The 18,660-nt window shown below is 53.5% G+C and carries 18 protein-coding genes; 3 read left to right on the forward strand and 15 right to left on the reverse strand.

Annotated features, from left to right (window positions below):
• Nucleotides 1-24: 24 nt before the first annotated feature.
• From panB to dksA, 8 genes are all read right to left on the reverse strand, one after another.
• Nucleotides 25-816 (reverse strand): 3-methyl-2-oxobutanoate hydroxymethyltransferase, encoded by a 792-nt coding sequence (panB, locus tag B6A39_RS01765; protein WP_083000738.1) that lies wholly within the window; start codon nucleotides 814-816, stop codon nucleotides 25-27.
• Between the two features lie 135 nt (nucleotides 817-951).
• Nucleotides 952-1,473, reverse strand: coding sequence for a 2-amino-4-hydroxy-6-hydroxymethyldihydropteridine diphosphokinase (gene folK, locus B6A39_RS01770; protein ID WP_083000740.1), 522 nt, complete (start codon nucleotides 1,471-1,473; stop codon nucleotides 952-954).
• Between the two features lie 7 nt (nucleotides 1,474-1,480).
• Complete coding sequence (gene pcnB, locus B6A39_RS01775; RefSeq protein ID WP_009723726.1) at nucleotides 1,481-2,866, reverse strand: polynucleotide adenylyltransferase PcnB; 1,386 nt, start codon at nucleotides 2,864-2,866, stop codon at nucleotides 1,481-1,483.
• Between the two features lie 875 nt (nucleotides 2,867-3,741).
• On the reverse strand, nucleotides 3,742-5,127 hold the full coding sequence (locus tag B6A39_RS01780; RefSeq protein WP_083000743.1) for a sigma-54-dependent transcriptional regulator: 1,386 nt from the start codon (nucleotides 5,125-5,127) through the stop codon (nucleotides 3,742-3,744).
• Nucleotides 5,105-8,050 (reverse strand): ATP-binding protein, encoded by a 2,946-nt coding sequence (locus B6A39_RS01785; protein ID WP_083000745.1) that lies wholly within the window; start codon nucleotides 8,048-8,050, stop codon nucleotides 5,105-5,107. Before B6A39_RS01785 ends, B6A39_RS01780 begins: the two co-directional genes overlap by 23 nt.
• Entirely contained in the window at nucleotides 8,040-8,216 is a 177-nt protein-coding gene (locus tag B6A39_RS18950) for a hypothetical protein (RefSeq protein ID WP_009723722.1), read from the reverse strand. The genes B6A39_RS01785 and B6A39_RS18950 overlap by 11 nt, the downstream gene beginning before the upstream one ends.
• Nucleotide 8,217: 1 nt before the next feature.
• A complete protein-coding gene (gene gluQRS, locus B6A39_RS01790; protein WP_083000748.1) occupies nucleotides 8,218-9,117 on the reverse strand; it encodes a tRNA glutamyl-Q(34) synthetase GluQRS in 900 nt (299 codons plus the stop codon).
• Nucleotides 9,118-9,278: 161 nt separating this feature from the next.
• Entirely contained in the window at nucleotides 9,279-9,716 is a 438-nt protein-coding gene (gene dksA, locus B6A39_RS01795) for an RNA polymerase-binding protein DksA (protein WP_009723720.1), read from the reverse strand.
• A gap of 186 nt (nucleotides 9,717-9,902) precedes the next feature.
• Between dksA and B6A39_RS01800 the strand changes: the two genes are divergently transcribed.
• Both B6A39_RS01800 and sfsA read left to right on the forward strand, forming a co-directional pair.
• A complete protein-coding gene (locus tag B6A39_RS01800; RefSeq protein WP_083000751.1) occupies nucleotides 9,903-11,063 on the forward strand; it encodes an aminotransferase class I/II-fold pyridoxal phosphate-dependent enzyme in 1,161 nt (386 codons plus the stop codon).
• The gene (gene sfsA / locus B6A39_RS01805) at nucleotides 11,060-11,788 is read left to right on the forward strand and encodes a DNA/RNA nuclease SfsA (protein ID WP_083000754.1); all 729 of its coding nucleotides are present in this window, start codon (nucleotides 11,060-11,062) and stop codon (nucleotides 11,786-11,788) included. Before B6A39_RS01800 ends, sfsA begins: the two co-directional genes overlap by 4 nt.
• On the opposite strand, the gene B6A39_RS01810 is transcribed toward sfsA, so the two are convergent.
• The 6 genes from B6A39_RS01810 to B6A39_RS01835 all read right to left on the reverse strand — a co-directional run bounded on the left by B6A39_RS01810 (nucleotide 11,785) and on the right by B6A39_RS01835 (nucleotide 16,391).
• A complete protein-coding gene (locus B6A39_RS01810; protein ID WP_083000757.1) occupies nucleotides 11,785-12,246 on the reverse strand; it encodes a DUF4426 domain-containing protein in 462 nt (153 codons plus the stop codon). The genes sfsA and B6A39_RS01810 overlap by 4 nt on opposite strands.
• Nucleotides 12,247-12,294: 48 nt before the next feature.
• On the reverse strand, nucleotides 12,295-12,888 hold the full coding sequence (gene metW / locus B6A39_RS01815) for a methionine biosynthesis protein MetW (protein WP_083000759.1): 594 nt from the start codon (nucleotides 12,886-12,888) through the stop codon (nucleotides 12,295-12,297).
• On the reverse strand, nucleotides 12,888-14,084 hold the full coding sequence (gene metX, locus B6A39_RS01820; protein WP_083000761.1) for a homoserine O-succinyltransferase MetX: 1,197 nt from the start codon (nucleotides 14,082-14,084) through the stop codon (nucleotides 12,888-12,890). The genes metW and metX overlap by 1 nt, the downstream gene beginning before the upstream one ends.
• A 64-nt stretch (nucleotides 14,085-14,148) precedes the next feature.
• Nucleotides 14,149-14,742 carry a YggT family protein gene (locus tag B6A39_RS01825; protein WP_009723714.1) on the reverse strand — a complete coding sequence of 198 codons (594 nt, stop codon included), beginning with the start codon at nucleotides 14,740-14,742 and terminating at the stop codon, nucleotides 14,149-14,151.
• Nucleotides 14,743-14,771: 29 nt separating this feature from the next.
• Nucleotides 14,772-15,596 carry a pyrroline-5-carboxylate reductase gene (gene proC, locus B6A39_RS01830; protein ID WP_083000764.1) on the reverse strand — a complete coding sequence of 275 codons (825 nt, stop codon included), beginning with the start codon at nucleotides 15,594-15,596 and terminating at the stop codon, nucleotides 14,772-14,774.
• Between the two features lie 78 nt (nucleotides 15,597-15,674).
• On the reverse strand, nucleotides 15,675-16,391 hold the full coding sequence (locus tag B6A39_RS01835) for a YggS family pyridoxal phosphate-dependent enzyme (protein WP_083000766.1): 717 nt from the start codon (nucleotides 16,389-16,391) through the stop codon (nucleotides 15,675-15,677).
• 34 nt (nucleotides 16,392-16,425) lie between these two features.
• Between B6A39_RS01835 and B6A39_RS01840 the strand changes: the two genes are divergently transcribed.
• A complete protein-coding gene (locus B6A39_RS01840; RefSeq protein WP_083000769.1) occupies nucleotides 16,426-17,469 on the forward strand; it encodes a type IV pilus twitching motility protein PilT in 1,044 nt (347 codons plus the stop codon).
• 32 nt (nucleotides 17,470-17,501) lie between these two features.
• On the opposite strand, the gene B6A39_RS01845 is transcribed toward B6A39_RS01840, so the two are convergent.
• The gene (locus B6A39_RS01845) at nucleotides 17,502-18,644 is read right to left on the reverse strand and encodes an anhydro-N-acetylmuramic acid kinase (RefSeq protein WP_083000771.1); all 1,143 of its coding nucleotides are present in this window, start codon (nucleotides 18,642-18,644) and stop codon (nucleotides 17,502-17,504) included.
• Nucleotides 18,645-18,660 lie beyond the last annotated feature (16 nt).

Raw genomic sequence — 18,660 nt, forward strand, 5'->3', positions numbered from 1 at the left:
GGTCGTAGTCGTTCCAGTTGGCGCTTAAAAGCAATGTTCAGCGGCTGGGAAAGTACGGGTTTTAACCGCTTCATGGTAGTGTGCAAACGCGCTTTGAATGCTTTCAGCGTCAGCCATGAAATTCTTGACGAAGCGCGGTGTGCGGCCATGAGTAACGCCTAGCACGTCGTGCATGACTAGAATTTGGCCATCGGTATCAGGGCCTGCGCCGATGCCAATCACAGGGACGTCTAAGGCTTCAGTTACCGCTTTACCAAGACTGGCTGGTACACATTCCAGCAATATCACGGAAGCACCTGCCTCAACGAGCACTTTAGCATCATTGATAATTTGTTCGGCCTGGGCGGCTTCGCGGCCTTGCACTTTATAACCACCTAACTGATAGACCGTTTGCGGTGTTAGCCCGAGGTGGGCGCATACCGGAACGCCGCGGCGGGTCATCTCACGTATACCGTCGGCCATCCATGCTTCGCCTTCGACTTTTACCAGTTCAGCGCCAGCACGCATCAATGCGGCAGAATCTTCTAGCATGCGTTCGGTGGTGGCGTTACTCATAAATGGCAAATCCACCATCAACAGGCTATGGCCTTTACCACGCGCCGTGCAGCGTGTGTGGTAGCAAATATCTTCAATAGTCACGGGAAGCGTACTAGTGTGCCCTTGTAAGACCATGCCTAGGGAATCGCCGACTAGCAGAACATCAACGCCTGCAGCGCTGGCGGCATGGGCAAAAGAGGCATCGTAAGCGGTCAGGCAACTGAACGTTTCGCCGGCGCGCTTATACGCCTGCAGAGTGCTCAGGGTGACGGTTTTCATGGCGTGCTCTCGTAGTGTCTAAGTGGGCCGATGCAACGTGGGCAGCCGACCATTATTAACGTTGCATCCTTGCAAGCGTGAAGTGGCGTAACTGGCAATTGTTACCTGAATGGGGGCTTGGTGTCGAGATTTGTGTCAGACGGTAGCAGTTACGGTGACATTTGGATTGTTTAACCGTTGTATCCCGCTTTGCTCAAGGTGCTTTAGCCACTCAGCAAGCGGCTGCTGGTAAAGCACTATTGGCTCTGATTGAGTAGCAGACACCAGTTCTTCAAGAGGCGCTAATACAAAGGCGCGCTCATGCATATGGGGATGAGGAACCTGAAGCCTAGGGCGCGCGATCGTGTCTTGATCGTAAAGTAGTAAATCTAAATCCAGCGTGCGCGGCCCCCAGTGACGTAATCGCTGGCGACGGTGGCGTTGTTCTAGCCCTTGAAGCTGGTCCAGTAGTGCCAGCGGAGAAAACGTAGTTTCAAGGGCGGCCACGGCGTTAATAAAGTCGGGCTGGTCTTGTGGCCCTATTGGCCGTGTAGCGTATAAGGACGACTGAGCCACAAGCTGGCAAAGAGGCAGTTTGTCCAGTTCTCGTAAGGCTTGGCGAATATGGTTGACGGGGTCATCCAGATTGCTACCTAGGCCAATATAAGCAAGTGACATTGTGTTCTTACTGCTCTGTTTTACGTGGTTTGCGTCGTTTTTTACGTCGACGGTCCCCCTGGCTTGCCGGATCACTTCCTACTTTTTGCAGAAGCCGAAGTTGCTCGTGCTCATCACCTTGCTGGAAGGCATTCCACCAATCGCCTAAGCCACGCGGTATTTCACCTGCTTGTTCGCGCAACAGCAGCAAATCGTAGGCGGCTCGGAAGCGTGGATGTTCGCGGGTTTGAAATGCCCGTTTGCCACGGCGTAGAGGAAGGCGCGCCTGTAGCTCCCAAATATCGCGCATGGGCATGCCAAAACGTTTGGGAATCGAAATATGCTGTAACTGACGAGTCACGACCTGTTGGGCGGCAGTTTGCAGCGCCGGAATTGCGGGCATGCCTTCTCTCTCAAGCTCAGCTTGACGGTGTGCCACTGGCGCCCACAAAAAAGCGGCTAGCAGAAAGGCTGGCGTAACTGGCCGACCTTCCGCAATACGTTTGTCGGTATTAGTGAGCGCTTGTTCAATCAGATCTTCGGCCCAAGCAGCATCCGCCATGGCTTCTTCCGCTTCGGGGAACAGCATGCCAAACAAGTTGTAATGGCTCAGTAAGCGAAAAGTAATTAAGCCATGCCCCGACATGAATAGCTTGAGTACTTCATCAAACAAACGGGCGGGAGGAATTTGCAGTAGCAGCGGTGCCAGATCGTACATCGGCTCTTCAGTGGCTGGCTCAATGGTGAAATCAAGCTTGGCCGCAAAGCGCACCGCACGCAGCATGCGTACTGGGTCTTCCCGATAGCGGGTAACGGGGTCGCCAATCAGTCGCAGCGTTCGCGACTCAATATCACGCGCGCCATTAGCAAAATCATGAATCGTGAAGTCAGCGATATTGTAGTAAAGCGCATTCACGGTGAAGTCGCGGCGTAGGGCGTCTTCTTCGATGTTACCCCACACATTGTCTCGCAATAGTAGGCCATCGTCAGACTGCTGAGCGATATGATCGCCGTGCTCATCCTGAGGCTTGCCGCGGAACGTGGTGACTTCAATGACTTCACGGCCGAAGCGCACATGCACAATACGAAAGCGCCGACCAATCAGCCGTGAATTGCGAAACAGATCGCGCACCTGTTCCGGCGTTGCATTTGTGGCAACGTCGAAATCTTTCGGCATTTTGCCCAGCAATGCATCACGAATGCAGCCGCCGACCAGGTAGGCATCAAATCCAGCGCCATTTAGACGATAGAGCACCTTTAACGCGGCCTCGCTGATTTGCTGACGAGAAACAGGGTGCTCGGAGCGCGGAATAATACGTGGACTGAGCGCATCAGCGGCGCTCTCTGGGGAATCGAGCAGGGATTTCAAGTGCTCTCCCGGGCTATGTAATAAACGGGTAAATCCTTTAAACATGCGGCGATATCGACTCGCAGGGTATCGAAAACGGTATCGAGAAACGTAGCGAAAAAATAACCGCAAGGTTAGCGGTAAGTTGCTGAGTGTAGCCGACCCCTTAAGGCTTGCAAAGCATTCGAGCAGGGTTTGTAAAAGACAACCGCTCTAAACGCGGAAAGGGGAGGCTACAAGAGCCTCCCCTATAAAGCAGACAATCAGCGTCCATGCTGCTGTTTTTCTTCATGATGGCACATCGCCCTGAATACGCACCGCAGTCGGTAGGCGTGAGAACCAGTCTGATTCCGACCGCCTCGTATTCAAAACAATAATCCAACCGCGAACTTTTTTCTCCCGGCTTGTTGTTATTGGCTCCGGGGTGTACACACATGCTGCTGTTATTTTTGTTAGCAAGCAGATTCTTTGTGTACGTCGCGTCCTTTTTGGGCACTTGCTGACTGTTGTTATTGTTCGCTGCGCTTATTCTGCTTAGCGCTAGCAAGTCGTGAGACTCAAGCCTGTTGTTCTTGTTAGTACTATGATCTCTGCCTGGCCCTGTTATTTTTGTTTTGGCTCAGGTTGGGGCGGTGTCATGTTGTTTTTGTTGGCGACGACCGCGCTGCCCATTTTGTTCTTCTTGCCCAGTAATATTGCACTTGCTGTGCCACCCATTCTTTATTCTTTTATTTTCATAGGCTTGGGGTTTGTTGACTATGCCAGGGAACTAATCGCAACCTATAGTGTTACCCGTTTTTAATGGATTTTGGGTGTGTGTTGTGTGGGAAGGTAACAGTGACTGGCGGGAAGATTTTGGATATTTCTTATGAAAATCAATCTATTGGACGTTAGTCGTAGAGAGCGGGGTGTGAGAGGCTAATCATACGCACTGCCGCCGCCTAATTGGGGCGGCGTGCGGTTTTTTTACGTGGAATGCCTAAGCGCTGGCGCCGTTCCCATAAATTTTTACGGCTAATCCCCAGTTTTTGGGCTAACTCGGTTTCGCTCATTTGATCTTGGTGTTCCAGCACAAAATGCTGAAAATAATCCTCAAGGGAAAGATCGTCGTCATCCCCATTAGGCGTTGAAGATTCATTTGCTAATGCGGAGCCGTTACCTGCAGAAGAGTGAGGTCGGTTGGTAACAGGGCCCAGGCCTAAGTCGTCAGGGTGAATCAAATGCCCTTCGGCGAGAATCACACCTCTCTCCAGCGCATTTTCAAGCTCTCGTACATTACCTGGCCAGGGGTAGTCGCGTAGATCCTGGCGGGAGGCTCGTGACAAACGAAGCCCTTGTCGGTCATGACGTTTGCACGCTTTATCTAGCAGGATATCGGCTATCTTCAATACATCCTCTTCACGGTCGCGCAGCGGTGGTAGTTCGATCTGCATAACGTTGAGGCGATAGTAAAGATCTAGTCGAAATTCCCCGCTTTTTGACAGAGCACGCAAGTCCCTATGGGTGGCGGCGATAAGGCGCACGTCCACATGACGTGTTTCGACGGAGCCTATTTTGCGGATTTCACCTTCCTGGAGTACGCGTAACAGTCGCGCCTGGGCATCCAGTGGCAATTCGCCAATTTCATCCAGAAATAGTGTGCCTCCGTCGGCGGCTTCGACCAACCCCGTTCGAGCAGCGCTAGCGCCGGTAAACGCCCCTTTCTCATGCCCAAAAAGTTCTGACTCAATCAGCGTCTCAGGTATTGCCGCGCAGTTCACACAAATCAGTGGTGCTTTAGCACGCTTGCTTTGCTGGTGAATGGCTCGAGCGACGAGCTCTTTACCTGTACCGGATTCTCCTTGAATCAGCACGGTAACGTCTGCCGGGGCTGTTTTGCGAATGCGCGTGTAAACCTGCTGCATCGCCGTGCAATTGCCGATCATCGTTTGACGCCCACCTCCTTCATCAGTGATATCCGGAGGCGTGCCTTGCTGCATCGACTGCTTATGCAGGATGCGCTCGACGGTTTCTAAAAGCTCGGTATGATCAAATGGTTTAGCAACATAGTCCACAGCCCCTTGCTTAAGTGCATCGACTGCCGAGCGCATGCTGGCATAGCTGGTCATAATTAGCACTGGCGAGGGTGCTGCGGCCTCAATTAAGGCGGTGCCAGGATCACCTGGCAGACGCAGATCACTAATCACTAGATCAAATTCGCTAGGCGCCAGCTCTCGTGCTTCTTCTACGCTGCCCGCTTCGCTGACGGTGTAGCTGTGACGTTCGAGTAAACGCTTTAAAGCGCTGCGAATAATCGCTTCATCTTCAACAATCAGTATCCTGGGCATGAGGTAGGTGATCATCCTGTTGGTAAAGCGGTAGCCAAAGCGTAATGGCAGTGCCGCGAGGCTTTCCTGGAGGTGGTGACGCAACCTCTATTTTGCCTTGGTGCTCATTGATAATTTGGTAGGCCAACGAGAGCCCAAGCCCTGTTCCTTGGCCCGCAGGCTTGGTCGTGGTGAACGGCTCGAAAAGGCGATGCTTCACACTTGGGTCAATGCCGTGGCCATCATCGATGACCCGCCACCAAGCATGGCTTGCCTGTTTGCCTGCTTCAATATGAACCGTGCCCTGAGCATCGCAGGCATCTTTGGCATTGCTCAGTAAGTTGACCATGACCTGGGTTAATCGCTGAGCATCGCCACGCACCACGATGTCATCCGGACAGCCATTGGTAAAGCTTACATCCTCCCCCGAGCGCGCTAAATGGATCAAGTGTAGCGCGTCTTCGCTAATGGTAGAGAGCGAGGCGGGGGATGCCGGCAGTGGCAAGGTCTGTCGGCCACCGTGGGCAAAACCGACCAGCGAGTTAACAATCTTGGTGACTCGTTGGGTTAACTGTTGTATTTGGTCTGCGGTTTCCAGTAGCGCGGGGTCATCGGTATCGTAGCGCAAGTTTTGAGCCAGTGACGAAATGCCCGTGATGGGATTGCCTATTTCGTGTGCCACGCCCGCCGCAAGTTGACCTATGGATGCCAAACGCGCTGCGTGGACAAGTTCCTCTTCTAGCCACTTCATTTCAGTATGGTCTTCTACCAAAATCACGCTGCCGCCACGGCTGTCGTGCCCGCTTAACACCGCTTTATGAAGGGTGAGGAAGTAATCCTTGTCATGTAATGATACTGCTTGTTTATACAACGGCGTATGGCTCGCGTTGAGTACGCTACCTAGTAAATTAGGCCAGGGTGGGGGCAGACTATCTCGGCGTGAGCCAATTACGCTATCGCCGCTAATCCCAGAGAGTAATGAAAGCGCCTCATTCCACATTAACAGCTCATCATCGTCGCCCAGCACGCATAAGCCGACGGGCAAGTAGGCTAGCGTTTGCCTATGATGACGGCGTAAGCCATCCAGCTCGCGAGCCAACCCAGTGAGCCTAGAGCGGTAAGCTTCAAGGCGGCTTTCAACAAAATGAATATCGTCAGTGACCGGTGCATCGTCGTGGCGGTAGGGCAGGTAACGATCAACAATATCTCGTGCGACGGAAGGTCCCATTAAACCAGATAAATTAGCCTGGATTCGGTCGCGCAGGCGGCGCAGTGCATAGGGACGGCGCTCCTGAGGTGTCAGGTTTAGCGCTGTTAGTGCGCGGTCAACTTCACGGCTGGCCGCTTCATCTCCCAATGCTTGGGCAAGGTAAGTGGGGAAGTCTCCCGCCGTAGCTGCTTCCAGTGGTAGGCGTTTTGAGCGAATGACTGCATCTACGGAGCACGCTTCAGCTGCAGAGCGTTCGCCTTCTGAAATGCGGGTAAATAGCGACACAATGATTAGCAGTAAAATATTAACGGCTAAAGAAACAAGGGTAACGTTATACCAGATGGGCGCATCCGCAGACATCAGAGGGGTGAGGGGCAGCGAGAGCATGGGTAGCTCGAACAAAAGTGGCAACCATAAACCCCACAGCCAAATGATGATGCCGCTCATAAGCCCGGCGACCATGCCTTTTCGGTTCGCGCCGGGCCAGTATAGTAATGCCAGCATGCCGGGTAGGCACTGCGCCATGCCTACAAATGCAGCGAGCCCCAGGTTTGTCAGCGAATGGTAGCGTCCGACACTTTCTGCAAATAGCCAACCGCCCGCAATCACAGCGACGACCAAGCCGCGACGAAGCCATAGCAGCCAGCCGTATAAATCGCTGCGTGCCTCCGGAGGGCGAGCCACTAGCACCACGTGGTTTAGCACCATGCCTGAAAGAGCCAGTGCAATCATCATCATGGTGCCACTGGCGGCGGCAAGGCCGCCGATGAAGGCTAGCGCACCCACCCACCAATGTTCTGACATCAAGAAGGCGGCGTAGGCTGCAACAGGAACCGTCTCATTTGCCGATTGTGCTGCCCACCAGATTAAAGGCACTGGAAGTGCCATTAGCAGTAAAAAAAGCGGCAACGTCCAGCTGGCTTGGAGCAGGGTGTGGCGAGAAAGACTTTCTGCAAACGTAATCTGAAACAGGTGCGGCATCATGAATGCAGCGGCAAAAAATAGCAGTAGCAGCGTGCGCCATTGGGGGGCTTCAAGTTGTGGCGTTGCTGCTTGGACTGCGGCTCCAGGCCCTTCTAACCACTGCTGCAATCCGTGAGGCCCATCAAATACCCACCACAGTGCAATGGCACCTAGCCCAAGCATCGCCAGTAGTTTAATGATCGACTCAAAAGCAATCACGCTGAGTAGTGTGTCGTGACGATGTCGGTGGCTATGGCGTGCGCCAAACAACACTGCACAGCCTGCGATCACACCGCAAAACAGTAGGGTAGCCGCTGCACTATAGCGACTGCCGGTGAGCAAGTAGACCGCATCGCTTAAGGTTTGCACCTGGATGCCAAGCAGTGGCATCACGGCTAGTAAACTGATCAACGTTACCAGGGTTCCTGCCCAGCGAGATCGGTAGCGAAACGCAAATAGATCTGCGAGTGAAGAGAGCTGGTAAGTACGCGTAATGCGTTGTATAGGCACAAGCAGAACGGGCGCCAGCAGAAAAGCCCCGGCTGCACCGAGGTAATATGCCAGGTAGCCAAAGCCTGCTTTCGACGCAAGTTCCACACTGCCATAGATTGCCCACGCGCTGGCGTATACGCCCAGCGCCAGGGTGTACACAATAGGGTGGCGCGTAATGCGCACGGGTACCCAGCCACGCTCAACGGCCATGCCGCAGGCAAACAGTAAGGCAAGATACCCTAGGCCCAGCAGTACTACTCCTAAAAGCTCAACGCTCATCTAACTTCCTTTTTTGCTCAAGCCATAGCGTAAGCGCGATCAGACCGCCCCAAATAGCAAACGGGCGGTACCAGGCAACGCTTGGATCTCCCCAGCCGTCCATCAGTAACGGCGAAAGCAAATAGCCGCCAAACACCAAGAACAGCAGTATGCGATAAACGTACATATTAAGACTCTGATTGATAGCGGCGGTGAGCGGTAGCGGCAAGCTTTTCAACAGACCAATGTGCTATTGCCCAGTTTAGTTGCGTTTCGGGTGGTTCTTGAACCAATGCGTCAGGTGGGGCCTGATCGAGTAGTTGCAGTGCTTGAAACAGCTGTTGGCGAATGCCGTCAGCGTCTTCGGCTAATGCAGGGGCCAAGTTTTGCTTAGAAAGTTTTTGACCCTCTTGAGTAACTACGAGCGGTAAATGTAGATAGCGGGGAGTTGATAAGCCAAGCGCTTGCTGCAACTGGCCTTGCCAGGGCGTGTTATCCAGCAGGTCATAACCGCGCACAATATCGGTAATGCCTTGATCGGCATCATCCACTACAACGGCGAGCTGGTAGGCCCAAAGCTGATCTTTGCGCTTAAGCACAATATCGCCCAAAACGGCAGGGTCGAACTGTTGGAAACCAAAAAGCCGATCCTGCCAAGTAATAGGGCGCTTTGCCAGGTCGCTGCGCAGCCGCCAGGCAACCGGCTTTGTGGCATCACGAACGCTCTCGCGGCACCAGCCGGGATAGATTGAAAATGCCTGCCACTGCTTTCTCGAACAGCTACACGGGTAAGCCAAACCTTGGGCAGCCAGTTGATCGAGCGCCTGCCGATAAGCCTCATCACGGTGGCCTTGCCAGCGGATTTCTTCATCCCAATGAAGCCCAAAAGCGTCAAGCTGACGCAGAATTGTATCAGCAGCGCCTTCAGGACAGCGGGGCGGGTCGATATCTTCAATGCGCACCAGCCACTGCCCGTCAACAGCGCGGGCGTCTAAATAGCTGCCTAGGGCGGCCACTAGCGAGCCAAGATGCAGTGGCCCTGACGGTGTGGGAGCGAAACGTCCTCGGTAGTGCGTGGTATGGGTCATGACAGCCCGAATCAAGTGTTCAAATAGCGCCAGCGATTAACTACGATGATAAGTACAGCGATAAATACAAGATGACAAACAAAAACGGGCACCTCAAGGGTGCCCGTTGGACGCTTTAGCTTGTAACAAACTAGCAGCTTGTAGCGTATTCGCGCCGATGGTTAGCCACCGAGCTGTTTCTCTTTAAGCTCTGCCAGCGTTTTACAGTCCACGCATAGCGTTGCCGTGGGGCGGGCTTCAAGGCGGCGAATGCCGATTTCAACGCCGCAGGCTTCACAAAAGCCGTAGTCGTCTTCATCGATTTTTTCGATGGTTTCGTTGATCTTTTTCAGCAACTTGCGTTCGCGATCCCGAGTACGCAGCTCCAGGCTGAAGCCCTCTTCTTGAGTAGCGCGGTCAGCAGGGTCAGCGTAGTTATTAGCGTCTTCCTGCAGGTGGCGTACGGTACGATCCACCTCTTCCATGAGATCTTGTTTCCAGTCTAGAAGGAGCTGGCGGAAGTGCGCGAGCTGCTTCTCGTTCATATACTCTTCGCCCGGTGCTGGCTCATACGGGGTGAAGGACTTGGACGCTTCCGGTTTCTTTTCCGCTACTGGCATGGGAGTGCCCCTTACGTATGTGACTGCTGATCGACCATGAGCGTGTGTCACGATCTCACGCCAAAGGGATGCTTGTTTAGCTGAAAAATGCGCGCTATGCAAGCATAATAGCGCATTTTCGACCATGGTCTTGCCTCTTCAACGACCTGCATCATGATTTCTCTACCATTTAGTGAAGGAGCCGTTATGGCCTGGAATTCACGTGTAAATCACGTTGCACCTTTTCGCGTGATGCATCTATTGGAAATGGCCCAGGCTCGAGAGGCCGAAGGCCACGATGTAATTCACCTGGAGGTTGGTGAGCCTGATTTTTCGACGCCAGCACCGATTGTCGAGGCGGGCCAACAAGCGTTGGCCTCTGGGAAAACCCGCTATACACCCGCGGCAGGCCTAGCGTCGCTGCGGGAGGCGATTTCAAGACATTACGCCGAGCATTTTAATGCCCATGTTGATCCCGCACGTATTCTGGTAACTCCAGGGGCCTCTGGGGCGCTGCTGCTGGCTAGTCAATTACTGGTCGAAACAGGTGACCGCGTGTTGATGGCTGACCCTAACTATCCGTGCAATCGTCACTTTATGGCCCTAGCCGGCGCAGATGTTGATGCCATTCCCGTGGGGCGCCAAAGCGGTTGGCAGTTAACGGCGCCGCTGATTGAACAGCATTGGCAAGCTAAAACGTGTTTAGCCATGCTGGCCTCTCCGTCTAATCCGACGGGACACACGTTAGGCGCTGAGGCCTTAACCGCGGTATTTAACACCGTTAATGCGAAAGGCGGCGAGGTGATTGTTGATGAGATTTATCAAGGCCTAAATTATGACGATGCGCCGCTATCGGCGACATCACTGTCTGACCAAGCCTTTGTGGTGAACAGCTTCTCTAAGTATTTTGGTATGACGGGCTGGCGCTTGGGGTGGTTGGTGGCGCCTGAGCATGCTGTCGAGCCGCTTACTAGGCTGGCGCAAAACGTCTTCCTTGCCGCGCCTACGCCTTCCCAGCATGCGGCGTTGGCCGCCTTCACTCCAGAGTGTCGAGACATTTTGGAAGCGCGTAGATCGACGCTCAAGCAGCGACGCCAAGTGTTGTTGGATGGGCTAGCGCAGTTGGGGCTTGCGCCGGATCTGCCACCTCAAGGGGCTTTTTATCTGTGGTTGGATATTTCCCATTACAGCCGAGATAGCCAGGCATTCTGTGAGCGGTTGCTGGTCGAGGAGAACGTGGCAATCACTCCGGGCATTGATTTCGCGCTGGAGGGCGGCGAACACCATGTGCGCATCGCCTTTACTAACAGCGTTGAACGGTTGCAGGAGGCCGTAGAGCGCATTGGTCGTTTCGTGAGCCGGCTATGACGACCTATCCTGAGTTGGTGTCTGGGGTGTTGCTGCGTCGTTATAAACGCTTTTTAGCCGATGTACGGTTGGAGAGTGGCGAGGAAGTCGTTGCCCATTGCCCCAATACGGGCTCAATGAAGGCGGTGAATGTGCCCGGTTGTCGAGTGTGGCTGTCACGGAGTGATAATCCCAAGCGAAAGCTGGCTTGGACCTGGGAATGGATTGAGTTGCCACAGCCAGAGGGTGCCTTGGCGCTGGCTTCTGTTCACACTGGCCGCGCCAACCGCATCGTGGAAGAGGCAATTTTAGCCGGCGATATCGCGCCATTGGTGGGCTATCAAACGCTCAAGCGGGAAGTGAAGATTAGTGACGCAAGGCTCGATTTTCGGCTGAGTGATCCTGATAAGGGCGAGGCTTATATTGAAGTTAAGCAGGTCACCCTTAAAGAAGCCGATGGTCATGGTTATTTTCCTGACTCGGTCAGCGTGAGGGGAACCAAGCATTTGCATACATTAGCCGCGCTTGCCGAGCATGGAGAAAGGGCCGTGCTGCTTTTTTGTGTCGCCCATGAAGGTATTCACGATGTAGCCCCTGCGGCCCACATTGATCCCCTCTATGCGGGAGCGCTTGCCGCAGCAGTAGATGCTGGGGTTGAAGTGTTGGCTTACGGCATTACGCTAGATTGGCAGGCGGGAGCACCGGTAGCGGTGCGATTAGCACGACCGCTACCGGTGCGAATTTAACGCTCGATATAAAAACGCTGAATGAAGCTGATCCGCTCAGGGCTGGCATTGCGGTCGTAGCGAACGTCCAAGTTAAAACGCGTAGGCTCATCGTGTCGCAGGGCAAAGGTGGCTAAGTGATAAGTGGCATCACCATCGTGCACGGTACGAAAACTTAGCGATTCCTGGACGTCGGTGAGGCCTGTTACATGACCTTGTACGCTGGCGTTAACGGCGCGGGTGCTGCCATCCTCTTGGCGTTCGCGTACGCTCACATTGACCAGTCCGTGACCTGCGCTGCGCTGAATGCCGTGCGCTTGGGCCACTTCTGGAGTGAGAAAACTGGTGGCTACAGCACTGTAATGGATCTCGTAGTCGCCTATCCGTGTCAGTTGCTCAGCTGCCGCGTGGGCGGCGAAGAGCAGCGAGCAAAGCATCGTAGTAAGCAGGGTCGTTCTGCGTAACGCTCGATAAACCATGGCAGGTCTCCTCTTATGGGCCGATATGGCTAGTCAACGTAGAATAAATTAGCGACGGCGCACTCTAAAAATAGCGATTTCACCGAACAGGTTGGGCCACCATTTTGATGTCCAGTGCCCTTTGTGATCACCAACCCCTACCGCGCGATCTACAATCACCAGCCCTTTTTCACGACACAGATGCTCGAAGTCGTTAAAGGTAGAAAGGTGGATGTTGGGTGTGTCATACCAGGCATGGGGCAGAGATTTAGAGACCGGCATATAGCCACGTAGACCAAGATGAATTCGGTGACGCCAATAAGCAAAATTAGGAAAGGTGATAATGCCTTCCTCGGCGACGCGTAGCATTTCATCAAGCATTTTATCTGGGCGACGTAGCGCCTGAAGCGCCTGGGTCATTATGACTTGATCATAGCTGTTGTCGCAGAAGCTACTGAGGCCATCATCTAGGTTATGCTCAATAACATTCACGCCCCTGGCGACACACTGGGTAATGCCGTCGGGGTCGATCTCTAAGCCGTAGCCGGTAACATTTTTCTCCTGTGCTAAGCGCTCAAGCAGAGCACCATCACCGCAGGCTAAATCCAGCACGTGAGCCCCTTGGGGCACCCAGTCGTAAATCAGTTCAAGATCCGCACGCATTACAGGGTCTCCTCCTTGGCTGTTTCTTCGATATTCAGCTCTCGGGCTATGCGAGTCATAAATGCGCTGAACAGAGCGTGGTAACGCGGCTCGGGCAGTAAGAAAGCATCATGCCCGTGAGGAGAGTCGATATTGGCATAGCTAACCGATTTGCCGGCGCGGGTGAGCGCGTCGACGAGTTCTCGAGAGCGAGAAGGCGGGAAACGCCAGTCAGTCGTAAAACTAACAACCAGAAAAGGGCACTTTGCGGGTGCTAGTGCGCTGGCTAGGTCGCCTGCTTGAGTGGCTGCGGGGTCGAAGTAGTCAAGGGCCTTGGTCATTAACAGGTAGGTGTTAGCGTCAAAGGCGGTGGAAAAGGTATCGCCCTGATAGCGCAGATAAGACTCAACCTGGAACTCGACATCAAACCCAAAGTTTAAATCGTTGCTGCGCAGGTCGCGGCCAAATTTACTGCCCATTGCATCTTCGGAGAGGTAAGTAATGTGGCCCACCATGCGTGCCAGTTTCAAGCCGCGCTTGGGGACTGTATCGTGCTCGGCATACCAACCGCCGAAGAACTCAGGGTCAGAGCGAATCGCCTGACGAGCCACTTCGTTAAAGGCAATATTCTGGGCGGAAAGTCGCGGGGTGGCGGCAATCACTACCGCATTGGCGACACGCTCTGGGTAAGTCATTGTCCACTGAAGCACCTGCATACCACCCAGGCTACCGCCCACTGCAGCAGCCCAACGCTCAATGCCCAGTTGATCGGCTAGGCGCGCTTGGCTGGCTACCCAGTCACTGACGGTGACCATAGGGAAATCAGGCCCCCACTGGCGGCCAGTTTCAGGGTTGTGGCTAACAGGGCCTGTACTGCCATGGCAGCCGCCCAGATTATTGAGTGATACCACAAAAAAGCGGTTGGTATCGATAGATTTTCCGGGGCCAATGTGAGCATCCCACCAGCCAGGTTTGCGGTCTTCGTCACCGTGGTAGCCCGCCGCATGGTGGTGTCCCGATAACGCATGGCAGATCAACACAGCGTTGCTACGCTCAGCGTTTAGCGTGCCGTAGGTTTCGTAGATAAGCTCGTACTCAGGCAGCACCTTGCCACAAGCAAGCGGGAGCGGCGTATCAAATTTCGCTACATGAGGGGTGACTAGGCCAACGGAGTCCGCCGGCCGGTCAACGAAAGCGAGAGTGTCTGAATCAGGCATCGAAAGCGCTAGTCCTGCAAAAAATAAATCCTGCTAAAAAGAGGCTCTGGGGAATATTGCGCGGTTACAGCCCAACCAGTGCGCCAGAGATACCCGCAGCGCGGATCAAAGCCCCTACTACTAAGCCATCCACCAAATTAATTGCGATAAATACCACGATGGGTGATAAATCGATCATGCCCAGTGGCGGAATGACTTTCCGTACAGGGGCCATAATGGGCTCGACTAGCTGCATTACCAGCAAAGCACCTGGGTGGCTAGCATTCGGGGCGACCCAGCTCAGAATAATCATCACAATCATGGCAAAGAAGTAAATCTTTAATATGGCGTTAGCCAGTGCCGCAATGCCCGCAATCAGTAGTCCTGGTATAGGTGGCATGCCAACACCAATCACCATGAAAATGGCCACCATGCTAACCACTTTCAGCACAAAACCCGCGGCTAACGTGGCAAGGTCAAAGCGCCCCGCCACGGGGCCTAAGAAGCCCTGAAATAGCCCTACAACAGGCTGGGTAATTTTAACCACTGATTGGCTAAGCGGGTTGTAATAATCCGCCCGCGATGCCTGCAACAAAAAACGCAGCATCAGTAAGAATAAATAAATATTGATTAACGAGTTAACGAGCATTAACCCGGCACTGCCCACTTGACTACCCATTGCTGCCTCTCCGTTGCAAAGTTGCGTATTTAGTTGGCGCTAAGTTCCTTGGACATTGCTTCTGCGCGCTGGGCGCAGGCCTGCATGGCGTCGGCGATGGTAGCGCGTAGTTGCGCATCTTCCATGTGCTGAATAGCACGCTCTGTTGTGCCGCCTGGCGACATAACATTTTGTTTAAGCGTGGCCGGATCTTTGTCACTACGCTGGGCCATAGTCGCGGCGCCTAGCGCTGTTTGAATGGCCAAGCGTCGTGCCGTAGCGGCAGGCAAGCCAAGTTTGACAGCGGCTTCTTCCATCGCCTCAAACATTAAAAAGAAATAAGCCGGCGCACTGCCTGATACTGCAGTCACCGCATCAAGAAGGCTCTCTTCTTCAACCCACTCCACAATACCAACGGCTTCCATGAGTTGTGTTGCTAGCGTACGTTGCTCTTCGCTCACCGCGCTGTTGGCATATAAGCCGCTGGCACCGATACCGACCAATGAAGGGGTGTTGGGCATGCAACGAACTAACGCATTACTACCACCTAGCCATTGATCAATGGTGGCTGCATCCAGACCCGCCGCGATAGAAATAATCAGCGGTGATTGATGTTGTACGTTATCCCGCATCGCTTCGCATACGCTGCGCATAATCTGTGGTTTGACCGCGAGTACGACTACGTTGGCGTCTGCGACGGCGGCGTTGTTATCGGTGTTTGTATTAATTCCTAAGCGTGCTTTTAAAGGCGCTAGCTCGCTGTCATTAGGGGCGGTGGCAGTGATGTCGCTAGGAGACACACCACTATCGATGAGGCCGCCGATAATGGCGCTGGCCATATTGCCTGCGCCAATGAAGGTAATCTTGCTCGCCATGTGGGTATCCTTTTGGGTAAAAAGCTGCATCGGGCAGCATGGGGTGTCAGTGGTCTTTACGCTCTTCAAAAAGAAGTGCTACTGAGCAGCGTGCTGAGTGGTACGTGCGCCAAAAATCGCCGTTCCTAAACGTACCAGCGTTGCGCCCTCTAAAACAGCGGCTTCTAGATCGTCGCTCATCCCCATTGATAGCGTATCCAGGGGGGCATCGGGTAGCGCTGTCTGAAGGGTTTCCAGCAGTTGGCGCAAGGCCGCAAGCGGAACCCGTTGTTCTGCAAAGCTGTTAGCCGGTGCCGGAATCGCCATGAGTCCACGTAAACGCAGACGAGGCAGGGCGGCTACTTCTTTCGCCAGTGCCATCACCTCATCAGGCATTACGCCCGACTTAGAGGCCTCACGGCTAATATTGACCTGCAAACAAATATTAAGAGGTGGTAGGTGTTCCGGGCGTTGTTCGCTAAGCCGTTTGGCTATTTTTAAGCGGTCCACGCTGTGCATCCAGGCAAAATTCTCTGCCACTGCGCGGGTTTTGTTGGACTGTAGTGGACCAATAAAATGCCACACAATATCGTCTAAGTCGGCAAGTTCGGCTTGTTTTTCTAATGCCTCTTGCAAATAGTTTTCGCCGAATTCACGCTGCCCATGCTGCCAGGCTTGGCGAATCATGGAAGCGGGCTTAGTTTTACTAACGGCTAGCAGCGTTGCGCTATCGAGTGGCCGTTCAGCCTTTTTTAATGCGTTGCTCAGGCGTTCGCTGGCCTGGACGAGTGACTCGGGAAGCGCGATGTCTGTCATACTCAAGCACCTTACCGCTGCTGGGAAAAGAGAGATGGATATTACCGAACTGCTGGCATTCTCGGCAAAGCAGAATGCATCTGATCTGCACCTTTCTGCCGGGCTTCCACCTATGATACGTGTTGATGGCGATATTCGTCGGCTTAATGTACCGGCAATGGACAATAGTGAAGTTCGTCGCCTGATTTTTGACATTATGAATGAGCAGCAGCGTCGAGACTATGAGGCGCACTTAGAAGCTGATTTTTCATTCGAAGTATCTGGGGTGGCTCGTTTTCGTGTTAATGCATTCCATCAAGCGCGGGGGGCTGGCGCGGTGTTTCGTACGATTCCTAACGACGTGCTTTCAATGAGCACCTTGGGGATGGGCGACGTATTCGAGCGATTAGCAATGCTGCCAAGGGGGTTGGTGTTGGTGACCGGGCCAACCGGTTCGGGCAAAAGCACCACGTTGGCTGCAATGATCGATTACATTAATGATCATCGTTTTGAACATATTTTAACGATCGAAGACCCTGTTGAGTTTGTACATACCAGTAAGCGCTGTTTAATAAATCAGCGTGAAGTGCATCGAGATACGCGCAGTTTTACTGCCGCATTGCGCAGCGCATTACGTGAAGACCCTGATGTCATTTTGGTCGGCGAACTTCGAGATCTAGAAACCATTCGGCTGGCGCTCACGGCTGCTGAAACTGGCCACCTAGTGTTTGGCACGCTGCATACAACGTCCGCAGCGAAAACGATTGATCGTATTATCGATGTGTTTCCTGGGGAAGAGAAATCGATGGTTCGCTCAATGCTATCAGAGTCGCTGCAAGCAGTGGTCTCTCAAACATTATTGAAGCGCCAGGGGGGTGGGCGTGTTGCTGCTCATGAAGTATTGATTGCCACTGCCGCGGTCCGGAATTTAATACGTGAAGATAAGGTAGCTCAAATTTATTCAGCCATTCAGACCGGAGGCAATCTTGGCATGCAAACGTTAAATGCCTCGCTTGCGAAGCTTGTTAAAGAGGGCGTAGTGAGTATGGAAGATGCACAGGCACAAGCCAAAGGCACACTCTCGTTAAGCGATGACTAACAAGTGTGTGCTTGTGGACATTCAGACTCGGGTTAAGAGGCGTAAATGCCTCCTAGAACTCTCGGGCCACTGGCACCCGTGACGGAGGGTAAGTTGCCGGGCAGGTTGTGTAAACGTTGATGGGCAAGCCAAGCAAAAGCGCCTGCTTCTATCCAGTCTTCGGGCCAGCCTAGGTCTGCGGGAGACTTAAATGTCGCATTGGGTAAGTGTGACGCGAGTCTCGCCATTAAGTAGGCGTTGTGTGCACCGCCGCCACAAGCAATTAATGTCATGCTGTCGTGGGTCGTTGGCAATTGCTGAGCGCCCTGGGCAACGCTTATCGCGGTCAGTTCCGCTAGCGTAGTTTGCACATCGCAAGCAGCTTCGTGGTCCGTTAGCTTGTTTTCTAACCATGCCAAGTGAAATAGTTCGCGCCCGGTACTGCGCGGCGGTGGTTGATGAAAAAAAGGCTCGTTTAACAGACGTTTTAGTAGCGCTTGATCGATCTGTCCGCGAGAGGCCCATGAGCCATTTGGGTCAAAGCGTCCGTCGTGATGCTTTGAGAACCAAGCATCTAACAGCACATTAGCGGGCCCTGTATCAAAGCCCATTGCGGGGATGCTGGTATCGCTAGGTAGCCATGTAAGATTCGCAAAGCCCCCTAGGTTTAAAACAAGCTGCTCGCTTGCCTGGCGTCCAAACAGGGCTTGATGAAATGCTGGTGCTAGCGGTGCGGCTTGACCGCCTGCGGCTAAATCCCGTCGACGAAAGTCGGCGACCACGGTGCAGCCGGTTAATTCGGCCAACAGGCTGGGATTGTCCAGCTGTAGTGTATAGGCAGGCCCACCATTATGGCCGCCAGGAGCGTGTTCTATGGTTTGCCCGTGGCTACCGATAGCATGAATTTGCTCGGCGGTGACACGCTCTTGTGTCAGCAGTGCTTTCACGGCGTTTGCTTGTAGCTGGCAAAATGCGCTTTCGGCTTCTGCAAGATCCGCAAAGCTTATTTGCTCGGCATGACACAGGTTTAGCAGCAGGTTATGAAGTGATTGGGGCATTGGCGACGCATGAGTAGCAATGAGCTCAGGTGGCGAGTCCGGCGTTATAGCGACCAATGCAGCATCGATGCCGTCCAGGCTGGTGCCCGACATTAAGCCAACATAATACGACGGTAAGGTAGGGTGGGGCGATTTCATAAAGCGGCTCATCCAA

The organism is Halomonas sp. GT (assembly GCF_002082565.1).
Taxonomy (GTDB): domain Bacteria; phylum Pseudomonadota; class Gammaproteobacteria; order Pseudomonadales; family Halomonadaceae; genus Vreelandella.